Genomic DNA, 14,913 nt, shown 5'->3' with positions numbered 1-14,913 from the left:
GGAATGGGGGCTCCCTGCCAGCCGTGGCAAGCCAACGCGGGGGGCAAACGTAGAAGTAAAAAAAATCCCACGCAAGGATGGCGCAGGGAGTCAAAACCCCGCCCACAGCACCTCCCGCGCTCTGGTTTTCCATGCATTGGCGCATGGGTTGGACACCGGGGAAGAAGGTGTGGCTGGCCTGCCTCGCAACGCCCCGAGGCTCCCCAGCCGGTGTGGCCATGCGGAGACATGGGGCACGGCGTTCGCTCGGAGCGTGTCGCGGCGCGACTCCTGCAATGGGAGCGGACCCATGACGCGGAAACGATGGATGCGCTGGGTGATAGCAATACCACTGGGCGTGCTGGTCCTCCTGGCGGGCGCGTGGCAGCTTTCACGATCGTGGACATTCCAGGTGTTCGGCGAACTCCATGCACACGTGGACACCACCGAGCGCGTCGTGGCGCTGACCTTCGATGATGGGCCAAAGCCCGGTCAGACGGAGGCCGTGCTCGACATCCTCAAACGGCACGGCGTGAAGGCCACCTTCTTCCTGGTGGGGCAGAACCTCGCACGCCACCCGGAGCTCGCGGCCCGGGCGCTCGACGAGGGACATGAGCTGGGCAACCACTCGTATTCGCACCATCGACTCATCTTCAAGTCACCGTCCTACGTGCGGCGGGAGATCGACAAGACGGACGCCCTGCTGCGCGCGGTGGGCGTCCAGGGCGACATCCTCTTCCGGCCCCCCTACGGCAAGAAGCTGCTGGTCCTGCCATGGCTGCTCGCCCGGGCGCACCGCAAGGACATCCTCTTCGACGTGGTGCCCCGGGATGACGAGACCCAGGACGTGGCGCTGCTCACGTCCCGCGTCATGGCGTCCGTCCGGCCCGGCTCCATCCTCCTGTTCCACGATGGGGGACGCGACAAGCCGGGCACCCTCCAGGCCGTGGACCTCGTCCTGGAGAAGCTCCGCGCCCAGGGCTACCGCTTCGTGACCGTGTCCGAGCTGCTCGCGCTCCCCGGCGCGAACCCGAGCCCCTCCGCCACCTCGGCCTCCGAGAGCTCGCGCCAGCCTCCCATCGGCACGTCCAGGGACACCTGACCCACCGCCTCGCGGTGCAGCTCGCGCACCGGGTGCCCCACCGCCGCGAGCATCCGCTTCACCTGATGGTGCCGGCCCTCCGTGAGCACCAGCTCCACGCACCCGGGAGCGCGCAGCCGGGCCTCGGCCGGCCGCGTCGGACCGTCGTCGAGCACGAGCCCCTCGCGCAGTCGCTGGAGCGCGGCCTCCACGGGGAGACCCTCCACCCGCGCCACGTAACGCTTGGACAGGTGCGTCTCCGGCGAGGTCGCGTGCGCCACCAGCCGCTCCTCGTTGGTGAAGAGCAGCAGGCCCGTGGTGTCGCGGTCCAACCGCCCCACCGCATACCACTCGTAGCCCCGCAGCTCCGGCGGGAGCACGTCCCGCAGGCGCTCGAAGACGGTCCCCACGCCCTCGGGATCGCTCCCGTGCACCACCACGCCCGCGGGCTTGTGGAACATCAACACCCGCGTGCGTGCCCCCAGCGCGCACGGCCGCCCCTCCAACCGCACCTCACTGCGCGCATGCACCGGCGCGAACGGATCCCGCTCCACCCGCCCGTCCACCTCCACCCGCCCCTCGCGGATGGCCCGCTCCGCCTCCACCCGGGGCAACACCCCCGCCCGGCCCAACGCCCGGGCCAACCACCCCGCGCGTTCTCCCTCGGGCACCGGCGCCTGACGCCGGCGCGCGGCCTCCAACCACCGGGGCACCTTCGGCTTCCTCGCCATGCGCGCTCCCCTCCTCCCGCCGCTACCCGCTCACGTGGGCCGCCGCGAACTCGCGCAGCAACAGCCGGGGCGTGGTCAGCGGAGCCGTGAGCAACATGGCCACAAGCTGACACGCTCCCTGCCCGGGAGAGAAGCCCCGTTCACACTCCCGCGCGTCCCCCCATTGACTCCACCCCCGTTCCGGTGCATCTTGATTTTGAAATTAATAATCAGAATCAACAACGGCGAATGCCGAGGAGAACCGCATGCCCCCGCCCACCTGCTGCCGCACCCTCCTGGCCCGTGGACCCAGCGCGGAAGTGGCACGCTGCTCGTGCGGGCACATCCACTTGAGCCTCGGGCCGATGACGATCCGCCTGGACGCGGACACGCTGCATGCGACGTGGCACACCATCGGCGATGCGCTGCGTGCGCTGTCGGGCATGGCGGAGAAGGAGGCCGCGCCGGTGACTTCTTCCAGCGAGTGGAAGCAATGAGCCCGCTGACGGAGTTGCTGCAACGAGCCACCGCCGAGGAGCTGCGCGCGGTGGCGGGGACGGCGTTCGCCCGGAGGCTCGCGCGCGGAACGTTGGAGCGTGGCGCCTATGTGCGCTGGCTGTCCTGCCTCCAGGCCATCTACGCGGAGCTGGAGTGGGCCCTCATGTGGCACCGCCAGCACCCGGTGGTGGGCCCGCTGTGCCTGCCCGAGCTGTGGTGCAACGAGCTGCTGCAGGACGACCTGAGCGCCCTGCTGGGCCCGAGCTGGTACGCGAGCGCGCATCGCCAGGACGCGGCTCCCACCGTGGAGCGGCTGGGGCTGCTGTGCGACGAGGCGCCGGAGTTGCTCGCCGCGCATGCCTGGGCGCTCTACGCGACGGCCCTGCCCGGCCAGGGACAGACGGGCGGCGGCGTGGCCCGGGCGCTCGGGCTGCGGGGCTCGGCGGGGACGGTCTTCCTGCGCCACGCCACCCACCTGGACGGCGAGGCCTACCGTGCGCACCTGCTCGACACGTTGGATCAGCTGACCCTGAGCAAGAGCGCACGCGAGGCGCTCCTCCACGAGGCCTCGCGCGCCGTGCGGAGCGTGTATGCGCTCTTCGAGGTGCTGGGCCGTGGCCTGCCCCAGGAGAGGGAAGCGCGCGAGGAGGCCCGAAACGGGTGGCTCCAGGCCCTCACGCCCCTGCGCGGCGCGTTCGGGGCCTAGCCCCGGCCATCAGGCGCGCGACAACGCGCGCCGCAGTGCCTCCGTGGCATCGTGATGCGCCCGCGTTCCCAACCGGCTCTGGGCGAACACATCGAAGCCATGGAACCCGCCCGGGTACACGTGCAACTCCACGGGCACCCCCGCGCTCGCCAACCGGCGCGCGTACTCGATGTCCTCCTCGAGGAAGAGATCCAACGAGCCCACGTTGATGAAGGTGGGCGGCAGGCCCGCGAGCGTCTCGGCCCGGGCGGGCGAGGCGTAGGGAGAGATGCCCTCGCCTCCCGGCTCGCGGCCGAGCAGACTCGTCCACCCGAAGCGATTCGAGGCCCGCGTCCACACGAACTCGCCCAGCAGGGGAGACGTCTCCCGGACAACCGTCCGATCATCCAACATGGGGCAGTGGAGCCACTGGAAGAGGATGGAGAACTCACCCCGGTCACGCGCGAGCAGCCCCAGCGCCGCGGCGAGCCCACCGCCCGCGCTCTCACCGCCAATGGCGATCCTCCGCGCGTCCACGCCCAGCCCGTCGGCATTCGCATGCAGCCACTTGAGCGCGGCGTAACAGTCCTCGACCGGGCCCGGGAAGGGAGTCTCGGGCGCCAGGCGATAGTCCACCGAGACGACGACACAATCGAGTTGCTTCGCGAGCAGCGCGTTGCGCGCGCCCGTCATCTCGGGCAGGCCCATGACGTAGCCACCTCCGTGGACGTGCAGCAGCGCGGGCCGCCGCTCCCCCGCCGCCCGGGGCCTGTACACGAGGACACGGACCTCGGGTGCTCCCGCTGGACCCGGAACGCGGCGCTCGAGGGTCTCCACCTCGGGAACCTCCGGCTTGGGCGAGGAGCGAAAGAACTGGACCCCCGCCTCCCGCTGCTGGGCCAGCGTCTCGCGCGCCAGCGTCATCACGGGAAACGAGTCCAGCAGGGGCAGCAGCTCGGGATCGACAAGGTGTCTGGATGACATGGGCTCCTCGGAGGTGGAGAAGGCCCTTGTCTAACTGGCCTCCCTCGCGGCCGCCACCGCGCGGAGGATGGCCTCGGGCGTCGCGGGCGAGGCGAGCGACACCGGGGTGCGCGGTGGGCCGAAGGCGGCGATGGCCTGGCGCAGCGCCGTCACCGCGCCCAGGGCCAGCATGAAGGGGGGCTCTCCCACCGCCTTGCTGCCATGGATCGTGTTGTCCTGGGGCGCGCGCTCCAGCAGCTGGACGCGGAAGTCCTCGGGCGCATCCCCCACCGCGGGAATCTTGTACGTGTCCGGAGAGTGCGTGACGAGCCGCCCCTTCGCGTCGAAGAGCACCTCCTCGCTCGTGAGCCAGCCCAGGCCCTGGATGAAGCCGCCCTCCACCTGACCCCGGTCGATGCTCGGCACGAGCGAGGTGCCCACGTCCTGCAGCACGTCCACGCGGCGCACCCGGTGCTCGCCGGTGAGGCCACTCACCTCCACCTCCACCACCGCGACGCCAAAGGCATAGTAGTGGAACGGCCTGCCGCGCCCCGTCGAGCGGTCATAGGAGATGTCCGGCGTGGCGTAGTACCCCGTGGCCGACAGGGAGACGCGATCCAGGTAGGCGGCATGGACCACCTCGGCGAAGCGCACCGTGCGCAGGGGACGCGCGGCGTGGAACACCTGGCCTCCGGAGAACGCGATCGCCGCCGCGTCCCCGGGCGATTCCAGCTTCAACAACCGCGCGGCCACCGGGCGCAGCCGCTCGCGAAGCACCTCGCACGCCTGCTTCACCGCCTGGCCATTGAGGTCCGAGCCACTCGAGGCCGCCGTCGCGGAGGTGTTGGGCACCTTGTCCGTGGCGGTGTGCATCACCCGGACGCGCTCGGGGAGCACACCCAGCTCGTGCGCGCACACGGCCCGCATCTTCGTGTGCAACCCCTGCCCCATCTCCGTGCCTCCATGGTTGAGCTGCACGCTGCCGTCCGTGAACACCGACACCAGCGCCCCGGCCTGATTGAGGAAGCCCGTGGTGAAGGAGATGCCGAACTTCACCGGCTGGAAGCCGATGCCCCGCTTCGTCCAGCGCGAGGCGGCATTGAAGGACTCGATCTCCGCGCGGCGCCGGGCGTAGTCGCTGGAGGCCATGAGCTCCGAGTGCAGCCGCGGCAGGCGGTTGCCCTCCACCGCCTGGCCATACGGCGTGAGGTGGTGCGGAGCCTCGCGGTAGTAGTTGCGCTCGCGCACGCTGGCGGGATCCAACCCGAGCCGCTCGGCGGCATGGTTGAGCACCTCCTCCATCACGAACATGCCCTGGGGCCCGCCGAAGCCGCGGAAGGCCGTGTTGGAGGGCAGGTTCGTGCGCGCCACCCGGCCAGTGAACTCGAGCTCCGGAACGAAGTACGTGTTGTCCAGGTGGAAGAGCGCCCGATCGAGGATCGCCCGCGACAGGTCCGTGCTCCACCCGCCATCGGAGACGAGCTCCACCTTGAGCGCGAGCAGCCGCCCCGTCTCATCGAAGCCCGCGTCGTAGCGGCCCCAGAACGGGTGGCGCTTGCCGGTGCGCGCCATGTCCTCGTCCCGGTTGAGCCACACCTTCACCGGCCGTCCCGTGACGCGCGCGCCCAGGGCCGCCAGGCAGGCGAAGGGCGCCGCCTGCGTCTCCTTGCCGCCAAAGCCCCCACCCATGCGCGGCACCTCCACCACCACCTGGTGCCGCCCCGTGCCGAGGACCTCCGCCACCAGCGTCTGCACCTCGGTGGGGTGCTGGGTGGAGCACCACAGGTGGACCGCCCCGTCCTCGCCCGGCACCGCGAGCGTCACCTGCGTCTCCAGGTAGAAGTGATCCTGCGCCCCCGTCATGCACTCGCCGGACAGACGCACCGGCGCGGCGGCGAGCGCGTTCTCGGGCGCGCCCCGGCGGATGACGTGCGGCTCGGACAGGAAGGCACCCGCCTCCACCGCCGCCTTCACCGAGAGCAGCGCGGGCAGCGGCTCGTACTCCACCTCCACCAGCGCGGCGGCCCGGCGGGCGACACCCGCCCCCTCCGCCAACACCAGTGCCACCGTCTGCCCGACGAAGTGCACCTCGCCGTCGGCCATCAGGGGCTCGTCCTGGATGACGGGGCCCACCTGGTTGTGACCGGGAATGTCCCCGGCCACGAGCACCGCGACGACGCCGGGCAGGGCCCGCGCCTTCGTGGCGTCCACCCGCAGCAGGCGCGCGTGCGCGTGGGGCGAGGTGACGAGGTGCCCCGTCAACAGGCCGCGCGGCTCCGGCATGTCGTCCACGTAGAGCGCCTCACCGCTCGTGTGGCGCAGGCCGCTCTCATGCGGGGCCGGGGCATGCAGGGGCGAGCGGGCCGGCACGCCCTCGGGCGTGGAGGCGACATCGGGGGAAGAGGAAGGAAGCGCGCTCATCCGGATCACCTCACCTGCACCGTGGCCGAGTGACGCTCCGCGAGCCGGGGCTGCGGCGTGGAGAGCGTTTCATGGAAGAAGCCGCGCAAGAGGTTCTCGGCCAGTTGCGCGCGATACCACGCCGAGCCGCGATGATCCGACAGCGGCTGGAAGTCCTCCCTCAGCCGGGGCAGCGCCTGCTCCACGCTGTCCTCCGTCCAGGGCTGGCCCACCAACGCGGCCTCGGTGCGCCGGGCGCGCGCGGGCGTGGCCGCCATGCCGCCATAGGCCAGCCGCGCCTCGGCCACCTTGCCCTCCCCATCCACCACCACCCGGAAGCCCGCGGACACGCTGCTGATGTCCGCCTCGCGCCGCTTGGACACCTTGTAGGCCAGGGCGCGCGCCCCCTCGGGCTGCGCCGGCACGTCCACGCACGCGAGCACCTCGCCCGCCGCGAGCGCCGTGCGCCGGTAGCCCACGAAGAAGTCCTCCAATGGCAGCCGCCGCTCCCCCGCGCGCGAGCGCAACACCACCTCGGCCCCGAGCGCGAGCAGCACCGGCGCCAGGTCCCCAATGGGCGAGGCAGTGCACAGGTTGCCACCCACCGTCGCGCGGTTCTTGATCTGCCGCGAACCGAAGTAGCGCAGCATGCGCTCCAGGGGCGGGCTCACCGCGCGCGCGTAGTCCTCCACGTCCGTCAGCCGCACCGTGGCGCCCAGCCGGTGCCCCCCGCCGCGCGGCTCCAGCACGCGCAGCTCGGGCACGGCCTCCAACGACACCAACAGCGGCGGCTCGGCGTAGCGCTTGGTCACCTCCAGCGACAGATCCGTTCCTCCCACCACGAAGCGCGCCGTGGGGTGCTCGTCCAGCACGTCCCAGAGCGCCGCCAGCGAGTCCGGCGTGAAGAAGCGCTGGGCACCGGCCTCGTACGCCAGCACCATGGACTCGGGCCGCGTCTCGGCGAGCGCCCGGGCGAAGCGATCCCCGGGGCGCAAGCCGGCTACCTCGCGCACGGCCTCCCGGATGGGCCGGTAGCCGGTGCACCGACAGAGGTTGCCGCACATCTGCGCGTCCAGCTTCCAGGGCTCGTCCAGGTCGCGGCGGTGACAGGCCTCCAGCATCGACATGGCGATACCCGGCGTGCAGTAGCCGCACTGCGAGCCCAGCGTGCGCGCCAGCGTCTCCTGGACGACGTGGTACCTGCCGCCCTCGCGCAGGGCCTCCACCGTGTAGACGCGCTTGCCCTGCACCATGGGCAGCAGCAGCAGGCACGCGTTCACCGCGCGCAGGGTGGGCGCCCCCTGGCCATCCTGCTCCAGAATGGCCACCGAGCAGGCACCGCAATCCCCCTCGGCGCAACCCTCCTTGGTGCCCGTGAGGTGCACCCGGTCGCGCAGGTAGCGCAACAGCGTGGTGGTGGGCGCGATCCCCGTCTCCTCGATGGGGCGGTCATTCAAGAAGAAGCGCAGGTGTTCCATGGGCCTCCTGGAGGTCCCCGCCGGGCAAGGCAGGGAGGGGCGAGCCTACTACGGCGCGCGCGGGCGCGATCCCCTTCACGCCTCCGGTCATGAATGACCGGAGGTGAACGTTCCAGCCACCGGTTCGAGGAAGGACGGAGAGTGGAAGCCCGCTGAGCAACCAGACACAACGAGCCATGGGATGACACCCGCCCCTACCGCGCGGCGAGGACCATTCGCATTGTGCCGTCATGGCCACCGAACAAGGAGCCCGCCGCGTCTTCATCGGGCTCATCCTGCTGTCCATCGCCCTGGTGGGGCTCATCGCGCGCCCCTTCTTCGAAGCGTTCTTCCTGGCCGCGGTGCTGGCGGGTGCGTTCAATGGCCTGCAGAACTGGCTGACGCGACGCTTCCGAGGCCGGCAGGGGCTCGCCGCGGGCGTCATCGTGGTGGGCATCATCGTGGCGCTGCTCTCGCCCATCGCCGCCCTCACCGCCTTCATCGTCTCCGAGGTCATCAAGGGGGTGAACTTCATCACCGGGGTGATCAACCAGCGGGGCCTGGAGGGACTGCTGGCCTATGTGCCCCAGGCCCTGCGGGAGCCCGCCGCGCGCATGCTCGACCGCTTCCAGACGGAAAGCGCCAGCGTGTGGCAGATCGTCCAGGAACACGTGTCGGCGCAGGGAGCCGCGGCCGCCCAGACAGTGGGTGGCGTGGTGATGGCCACCGGAAGCGTGGCGATCCAGTTGGCGATGATGCTCATCGCGCTCTACTTCCTGCTCGTGGATGGCGAGAAGCTCGTCGCGTGGGTGGAGAGCGTGTCGCCGCTGCGGCGCGGGCAGACGACGGAGCTGCTCACCGAGTTCCGCCGCGTCACCCACTCGGTGCTCACGTCCACCCTGCTCACCGCGGGGGTGCAAGCGACGCTGGCGCTGGTGGGCTTCCTCATCACCCGGGTGCCGGTGCCCGTCTTCTTCGCGGCGGTGTCGTTCTTCTTCGCCCTCATTCCGGCCGTCGGCGCCGCCATGGTGTGCGTCATCGCCGCCCTGCTGCTGCTCGCCACGGGCCATCCCGCCATGGCCATCTTCCTGGCCGCCTGGGGCATCTTCGTGGTGGGCCTGTCCGACAACGTCGTCAAGCCGCTGCTGGCCAAGCGCGGCATGAACATGCACGGCGCCCTGGTCTTCTTCTCGCTGCTCGGAGGCCTCGCCGTCTTCGGTGCCATCGGCCTGTTGCTCGGGCCGCTCATCCTGGCCTTCTTCCTCTCCGTGGTGCGCATCTACGAGCGCGACTACGGCCGGCCCAATGAGCACCCCGGAGCGCCGCCCACGCCGCCCACGAGCAACTCGCCCACCCTGGCCGAGGGCGAGGAGTGGGAGGACTCCGGGGCCCATGCCCAACACGCGTCCGAGGAAGCGCGCTCCCACTGAGGCCGCTCGCGCGCTTCCTTCCGGGCTCCCGGATGCGACGCCTGTCGCCCGGGAGCCCTCGTGCATGCGGGGGAAGGGACTACGGCTGCACGCCCGCGCCGCTCACGTTGAGCGTGTAGGCCCCCGTGGCGCCCGCGTAGCCCACCACCTTCACGTAGTAGATGCCCGGGGCGTTGGCGGAGAAGGTCCCCACTTCGGGATTGCTCATGGTGGCGCTGGAAGCCGCGGAGAAGAGCAGATCCGACGCGGAGTACACGTACCAGTCCAGGTCCTGCGCGCCGGACATGCTCAGCTTCACCTTGACGCTGCCCGCCGTGGTCACGTTGAAGGCGAACCAGTCCACGTCCGAGCTGGTGGACAGGGCGCCACTCACGTTCTTGTCCGCCCCCACCCGGCCACTGGCGGTCGCCGCGGAGTTGTTGGCCTCGGTCTCCTGGGTGATGGTGGCGCGCGGGTCCTGGGGCGGAGCACTGGTGATCGCGAAGTCGGCGTCGCTCGTGTCGGTGACGGCCGCCTCGGAGGCATCACTCACGCGCACGCGTGCCTTCGTGGTCGCCGACGCCGGCACCTGCCACGTGTAGCCCCCGTCGGCGGCGGGGATGCTGTCGGCGATGACGTTCCAGGTGCTCCCATCCGTCGTGTACTCGAGCTTCACGTGGGTGCTCTCGCTCGTCGTCCAGGCGATGGAGCGGGTGCTGCCCGCGCTCCAGCTCTCGCCTCCGTTGGGAACCACCACCGTCACGCGGCCCGTGGGAATCGGGGTCGTGGGGTCATCCGACGGCACGAGGAAGTCCTTGATGACGGCCATGTGCTGCATGTTGCTGGAGTCGCTGTCGCCGCTCTGCGCGGGAGCGATCTCCTCGATGGGCGAGTAGACGCGCGTGTCCACGACGAGACCCGCGCTGAAGGAGCTGGCGCCGATGACGGTGGCCGTCTGGTAGGCACGCAGGTTGTTGCTCACCAGCACGTGGTCATACGGCTTGGCGCGGCTGGCATTGGTGCCCTCCTTGTTGTCCTGGGCCACCGGGTGGGGGCCACTCGTCGACACCACGGCGGAGAAGGTGGAGAAGCACGACTCGCTCCGGTTGTCGGTGTTGTAGTCACCGGCGATGGCGAGGAAGTCCCCCGCGGGCACGTTCTGCTGGATGTAGCCGACGAGCTGGTTCGCCTCCGTGTTGCGCGTACCGCTGTCCGCGGTGAGCAGGTGCACGCTCACCACCCAGAGATCCTTCGGCCCGGGGATGTCGATGCGTGCCCACGCGAAGTCCCGGTCGGGTGCCCTCGTGTCCTCCCACTCGCCCGCGGCGAGGATGGGATAGCGGCTGATGACGCCATTGGGAATGCCTCCCGACTGCGCCTCCCGGTAGTAGTGGAAGTTCGAGCCGAAGGCGGTGTCGACGAAGGAGCGGATGTCGGCATCGGAGTTGGTGCCGTACTTGAACTCCTGGATCATCACCACGTCGGGCTTCGTGCCCTGGAAGATGCGGATGCCGTGACCCGGGTCATAGCTCTGGTTGTTGCCGCTCGTGATGTTGGCGGCCATCAACCGGATCCGCGCCTCTCCCAACACGTCGCGCTGGGAGGACAGCTCGTGTGCCTCCTTCGCCCGCGGGACGCTTCCCTGCCCACACGCGGCGAGAGATACGGACAGCAGGGAACAGAGCAACCAGCGGCCCGCACGTGCGGGCGTCGGTGAGGAGGAGCGCAGTGGCATCGCGTGCTTCCTGCCCGCTGAAGACGCGGGCGGTGAGGGACGAGGGCATTTTTAGTCCATCGTCCCTGCTCCCGTCTCGCAGCCTCATTGTGAAATTCCAGTATGACGCGCCGCGAGGACAGAGAGTGCGACTCCGAGGTAGCGCAGCCCCTTTCCAAGTGAAACGAAGGCGACGAAGGGCCCGGGACGCACGCCCACGAGGCCCGCGGCGAGCACGAAGACGTCTCCCACGACGGGCAGCCAGGCGAGCAGGAGCCAGGGCGCTCCCCAGGTGGCCAGGCGCTCGCGGGCCCGGAGCAGGCGGGCCCCCTCCCGGGCGCTCCGGCGCTGGAGCCATCGCCCCACCACGCCCCCGCCCTCGCCACGTGCCCCCCAGCGGCCCAGGGCATAGACGGTGAGCGCGCCGAGCACGTTGCCGGCGGTGGCCACCGTCACGGCCCACCCCGGGCGCACTCCTCCATAGATGAGGGCGGCCAGCACCGCCTCGGACGGAGCGGGAAGCACCGAGCCGGCCACCACCGCCACGAGGAACAGCCCCGGCAATCCCCATTCGGCGAGCGTGGACGCATCCGGCATCGTGCCGTCCACTCTACGCCGCCTCGGGCCCCGAGGGCTGTCTTCACGGACGTTGGGCGTGGAAGACTCCAGGAAGCCGTCAGCCAGCTTCCGGGTTCAGCAAGAGAGGTGCGCGCATGCGATGGGCATGGACGATGGGTGTCGTCTCACTGGCGGCTGGACTCGCTGGCTGTCCCAAACCGCAGATCCTGCGCTTCACCGCCACGCCCTCCATCGTCTGCCCGGGAGACGCGGTGACCCTGAGCTGGGACACGAACGGCTCGGCCTGGCTCGAGGCCATCCCCGCGCTCTCCGGCCTGGGAGACAAGGCGCGCTCGGGCACCCAGACACTCCCGGTGAAGGAGTCCACGCGCTTCCGTTTGGAAGTCTCACGGGGCTCCAAGACGGCGCTCACCGAGAGCGAGGTGCTCACACCTCCCCGCCCCGTGGAGTACGGCGTCGTCGACAGTGGCCAGCCGAGCCCCTTCACGTGCCGCACCGAAGAGCGGGTGCTGGAAACCACGCTGAGCCTCGAGGAGGCCAACCTGTCCCCCCAGGTGACCCTCGGCGAGGTGCGCAACCTCAACGCGCGCACCCTCGTGATGGAGAAGGCGGAGACCTCCGCGACCCTGGACGAGGGCGCCCGCTCCTCCGCCTTCGAGGGCCAGCCCGCCCTGGGCCGCTGGCGGCTGCGACTGCCGCTCGACGAGGGCGAGCGCTGCGAGGACGCGCTCGAAGCCGTGGACGGACGGCTGCTGCTCCAGCTCCAACTCTCCTGCCCGAGGTGACGCCATGGCCGCGCTCGACGGAATCCAGAGAATCGTCCTGCTGATGCTGGAGAACCGGTCGTTCGACCATCTGCTCGGGCATCTGTCGCTGGAGAACCTCCACCCGGACGTGGACGGCTTGCGCGAGCCGGACGTCAATCCGCGCTACGCCAACGTCTTCGAGAACCGCGTCCACCGCCCCTTCCTCATCGAGGACGAGGCGTCGGTCATCCGGGATCCGCCCCATCAACGGGAGCTCGTGGCCCGGCAGCTGGCCCGGAGCACGAGCGGCAGGTTCCGCATGTCCGGCTTCGTCGACGCCTACGTCACCTATACCCAGCACCGGGCCCAGCACTCGCCGCCCATGGGCTACTTCGACTCGCGGGGGGCGTGGATGTCCTCCTTCCTCGCCCGCGAGTACTGCGTCTGCGACCGCTGGTTCACCCCCCTGCCGGCGGACACCCAGCCCAACCGCTGCATGGCCTTCACGGGGGACACCCTCATCGATCGCACCGAGTCCCGTCTGCTGCCCCACCGGGACCATGTCTTCGACTGGTTGGACCGCCACCACGTGCGCTGGCGCGTCTACTACGACGGCCCGCCCTTCTTCCTGCTGTTCGGACGCTTCACGGAGCTGCTGGGCTCGAAGTACCGCCCCTTCGACTCGCTCGCGCGCGACCTGCGCGAGGAGCCCCCGGACTCCGCGCCCCAGGTCCTCTTCATCGAGCCGCGCTACTACGACATCGCCTGGACGGACGAGCCCGCCAACTGCAACCACCCGCTCGCGCTCGTCAGCCAGGGCGAGCTGCTCGTGCACCGGCTGTACACGGCGCTCACGCGCGACCCCGAGCAGTGGGCACGCACGCTGCTCATCATCACCTATGACGAGCACGGCGGCTTCTTCGATCACGTGCCGCCCCTGCCCATCGAGCAGCCCATCGCCGCGGGAGCGCACTACACCGAGCCCTTCACCACGACGGGCCCCCGCGTCCCCGGGCTGATCGTCTCGCCCTGGGTCCGGCCGGGCCGGGCCTTCCACGGCCCGCTCGATCACACCTCGCTCTTGCAGTTGTTCGCCGAGAAATTCGGCGCGGGGCCCGAGGACTACTCGGCCTCGGTCAACCACCGCCGCGCCCAGGGCATCCGCAGCGTGGCCGAGGCCCTGTCGGACGTCCCCACGCTCCGGGCCTTCCCCACCGTGGTGCCGCACGCGAGCGCGCCCCAGCCCTCGATGAGACGGCCCCCCCGCTCCGCCAGCGAGCGCGCCTTCCAGAAGGCCGCCCTCGAGCTCAAGCGGCACGAGGGCCCGCTCCCCGCCGAGGCGAAGTACCCCGAGCTGGCCACGGTGCCCCCGGAGACGTGACTCACGCCGCGACGGCGTGATCCAACGAGCGCCAGGTGCCCAGCGCCCACTCCTGCTCCTCGGGGTCATCGAAGCTGACGACGCACAGGGCCCGGTGCGCCCCGGCCTCGCACAGCGCCGTGAGCCGATACTCCCCCGATTCGCTCTGCAACGTGGCCCGGCCCTTCACCCGCTCGCCCCGGTGCTGGAACTCATAGGGCAGCTCCTGCTCGGGCCCCGGGGCGATGCCCCCCACGTCCTGCAACGGCAGGAAGCGCACGCTGCGGCGGTGATCCCTCGCCACCCAACTGCCGTCCGCCAGACGCTGCTCGGCCAGCGAGCCGGGGATGCGGATCTCCCACCCCTGGGGCAGCGTCACCTGCACCGAGCCGCGCCGGTAGCCGATGAGCGGACCCGAGGGAGCGGCCGACGCGCGCCGGGACACCTCCTCGGCCAGCGTCCCGCCCACGCCCAGGTAGCCCAGCACCTGCTGCCACTCGCGCCAGGGGTAGGACAGGGACGGGTCCTCCCGCCACGCCTGCTCCAGCCACCGGGCCACGTCGCGGAAGAGCTGGCGCTCCTCCTCGAGCAGGGGCGGACGCCACACCATCTCCGTCCAGATGCGGCTGAGCGCGCGGCCCAGCTTCTCCGCCGCGCTCCGGCCGGGCTCCCACCAGGGGAAGATGTCCTGGCCCCGCGAGGGATCCTCCCGGACGGCCCGCAGCCATGCCTCGTCACGAGGCCCCAGGGGCGTGAGCACGGCCCCGGGGTGCTCGAAACCATGCCCGGCGCGCAGCGACAACATGGCCCCCGAGTGGCCCTGCTTGCGGAAGTCCAACACCCGGCCCGCCATCTCCCCGAGCCAGGCCAGCATGCGCGGGGCGATACCGCTCGCGTCCCCCGTATGGAAGTAACCCGTGGGGTCTCCCACCCCCGCGGTGGTGATGGCCGAGTCCGCCCAGTCCACCTGGAGCGCGTCGCCCAGGGCATGCAGCAGATCGCACAGGTAGCGGTGATAGCCGGGCCCCACCATGGAGGTGTTGGCCGAGACCACCACCCGCCCCTGTCCGGCGGCCACGATGGCCACGTCGTCCGCGGCCGGATGCAGCCTCGACAGGAGGATGGGGCCCTGCGCGCTCTCCACCACCCGCGTGCCTTCCAGCTCGTCTCCCGCGGCCTCGCGCAGCCAGGCCTCCACGCGCCGCAACCAGGGACGGGGTGCCTCGGGACCCGAGAGCGCGTCTTCCTGTCCGTACCAACCCGCCAGCAGCAACTTCACACCCATCGCGTCCTCGTTTCTCCGTCTGCTTCGAGCCTCATCCCCTCGCAACG

12 protein-coding genes and 1 pseudogene are annotated in these 14,913 nt (G+C 70.7%); 6 read left to right on the top strand and 7 right to left on the bottom strand.

Annotated features, from left to right (window positions below; genetic code table 11):
* Positions 1-289: 289 nt before the first annotated feature.
* A pseudogene (locus CYFUS_RS52570) lies at positions 290-724 on the top strand (polysaccharide deacetylase family protein); the annotation flags it as partial.
* Between the two features lie 236 nt (positions 725-960).
* Here CYFUS_RS52570 and CYFUS_RS11920 read toward each other — a convergent pair.
* Positions 961-1,791: a pseudouridine synthase gene (locus CYFUS_RS11920; protein WP_095985333.1), complete on the bottom strand. Its 831-nt coding sequence runs from the start codon at positions 1,789-1,791 to the stop codon at positions 961-963.
* Between the two features lie 245 nt (positions 1,792-2,036).
* Between CYFUS_RS11920 and CYFUS_RS11915 the strand changes: the two genes are divergently transcribed.
* Together CYFUS_RS11915 and CYFUS_RS11910 are read left to right on the top strand one after the other, a co-directional pair.
* On the top strand, positions 2,037-2,267 hold the full coding sequence (locus tag CYFUS_RS11915; RefSeq protein ID WP_095985332.1) for a hypothetical protein: 231 nt from the start codon (positions 2,037-2,039) through the stop codon (positions 2,265-2,267).
* Positions 2,264-2,974: a heme oxygenase (biliverdin-producing) gene (locus CYFUS_RS11910; protein ID WP_095985331.1), complete on the top strand. Its 711-nt coding sequence runs from the start codon at positions 2,264-2,266 to the stop codon at positions 2,972-2,974. The genes CYFUS_RS11915 and CYFUS_RS11910 overlap by 4 nt, the downstream gene beginning before the upstream one ends.
* A 9-nt stretch (positions 2,975-2,983) precedes the next feature.
* Here the strand turns inward: CYFUS_RS11910 and CYFUS_RS11905 are convergent, their stop codons facing one another.
* Genes CYFUS_RS11905 through xdhA form a run of 3 tightly spaced genes read right to left on the bottom strand, consistent with a single transcriptional unit; the run spans position 2,984 to position 7,794 of the window.
* Entirely contained in the window at positions 2,984-3,937 is a 954-nt protein-coding gene (locus CYFUS_RS11905; protein ID WP_095985330.1) for an alpha/beta hydrolase, read from the bottom strand.
* A gap of 30 nt (positions 3,938-3,967) precedes the next feature.
* Complete coding sequence (gene xdhB / locus CYFUS_RS11900) at positions 3,968-6,337, bottom strand: xanthine dehydrogenase molybdopterin binding subunit (protein WP_095985329.1); 2,370 nt, start codon at positions 6,335-6,337, stop codon at positions 3,968-3,970.
* A 5-nt stretch (positions 6,338-6,342) separates the two neighbouring features.
* Positions 6,343-7,794, bottom strand: coding sequence for a xanthine dehydrogenase small subunit (gene xdhA / locus CYFUS_RS11895; RefSeq protein ID WP_095985328.1), 1,452 nt, complete (start codon positions 7,792-7,794; stop codon positions 6,343-6,345).
* A gap of 230 nt (positions 7,795-8,024) precedes the next feature.
* Here xdhA and CYFUS_RS11890 point away from each other — a divergent pair, with 230 nt between their 5' ends.
* Positions 8,025-9,203 (top strand): AI-2E family transporter, encoded by a 1,179-nt coding sequence (locus CYFUS_RS11890; RefSeq protein WP_095985327.1) that lies wholly within the window; start codon positions 8,025-8,027, stop codon positions 9,201-9,203.
* 79 nt (positions 9,204-9,282) lie between these two features.
* Here CYFUS_RS11890 and CYFUS_RS11885 read toward each other — a convergent pair whose 3' ends face one another.
* Both CYFUS_RS11885 and CYFUS_RS11880 read right to left on the bottom strand, forming a co-directional pair.
* A complete protein-coding gene (locus tag CYFUS_RS11885) occupies positions 9,283-10,917 on the bottom strand; it encodes an endonuclease/exonuclease/phosphatase family protein (RefSeq protein ID WP_095985326.1) in 1,635 nt (544 codons plus the stop codon).
* A gap of 84 nt (positions 10,918-11,001) precedes the next feature.
* The gene (locus CYFUS_RS11880) at positions 11,002-11,493 is read right to left on the bottom strand and encodes a YqaA family protein (RefSeq protein WP_095985325.1); all 492 of its coding nucleotides are present in this window, start codon (positions 11,491-11,493) and stop codon (positions 11,002-11,004) included.
* 116 nt (positions 11,494-11,609) lie between these two features.
* Here CYFUS_RS11880 and CYFUS_RS11875 point away from each other — a divergent pair, with 116 nt between their 5' ends.
* Positions 11,610-12,260 carry a hypothetical protein gene (locus CYFUS_RS11875; protein WP_157758394.1) on the top strand — a complete coding sequence of 217 codons (651 nt, stop codon included), beginning with the start codon at positions 11,610-11,612 and terminating at the stop codon, positions 12,258-12,260.
* A 4-nt stretch (positions 12,261-12,264) separates the two neighbouring features.
* The gene (locus tag CYFUS_RS11870) at positions 12,265-13,602 is read left to right on the top strand and encodes a phospholipase C (protein ID WP_095985323.1); all 1,338 of its coding nucleotides are present in this window, start codon (positions 12,265-12,267) and stop codon (positions 13,600-13,602) included.
* Between the two features lies 1 nt (position 13,603).
* Here the strand turns inward: CYFUS_RS11870 and CYFUS_RS11865 are convergent, their stop codons facing one another.
* Positions 13,604-14,866: a hypothetical protein gene (locus CYFUS_RS11865; protein ID WP_095985322.1), complete on the bottom strand. Its 1,263-nt coding sequence runs from the start codon at positions 14,864-14,866 to the stop codon at positions 13,604-13,606.
* Positions 14,867-14,913: the final 47 nt, after the last annotated feature.

Origin of the sequence: Cystobacter fuscus (assembly GCF_002305875.1) — a bacterium.
Lineage (GTDB): Bacteria > Myxococcota > Myxococcia > Myxococcales > Myxococcaceae > Cystobacter > Cystobacter fuscus_A.
Note: the sequence above shows the minus strand (reverse complement) of the source record. Positions and strands in the feature narration are given on the sequence as shown.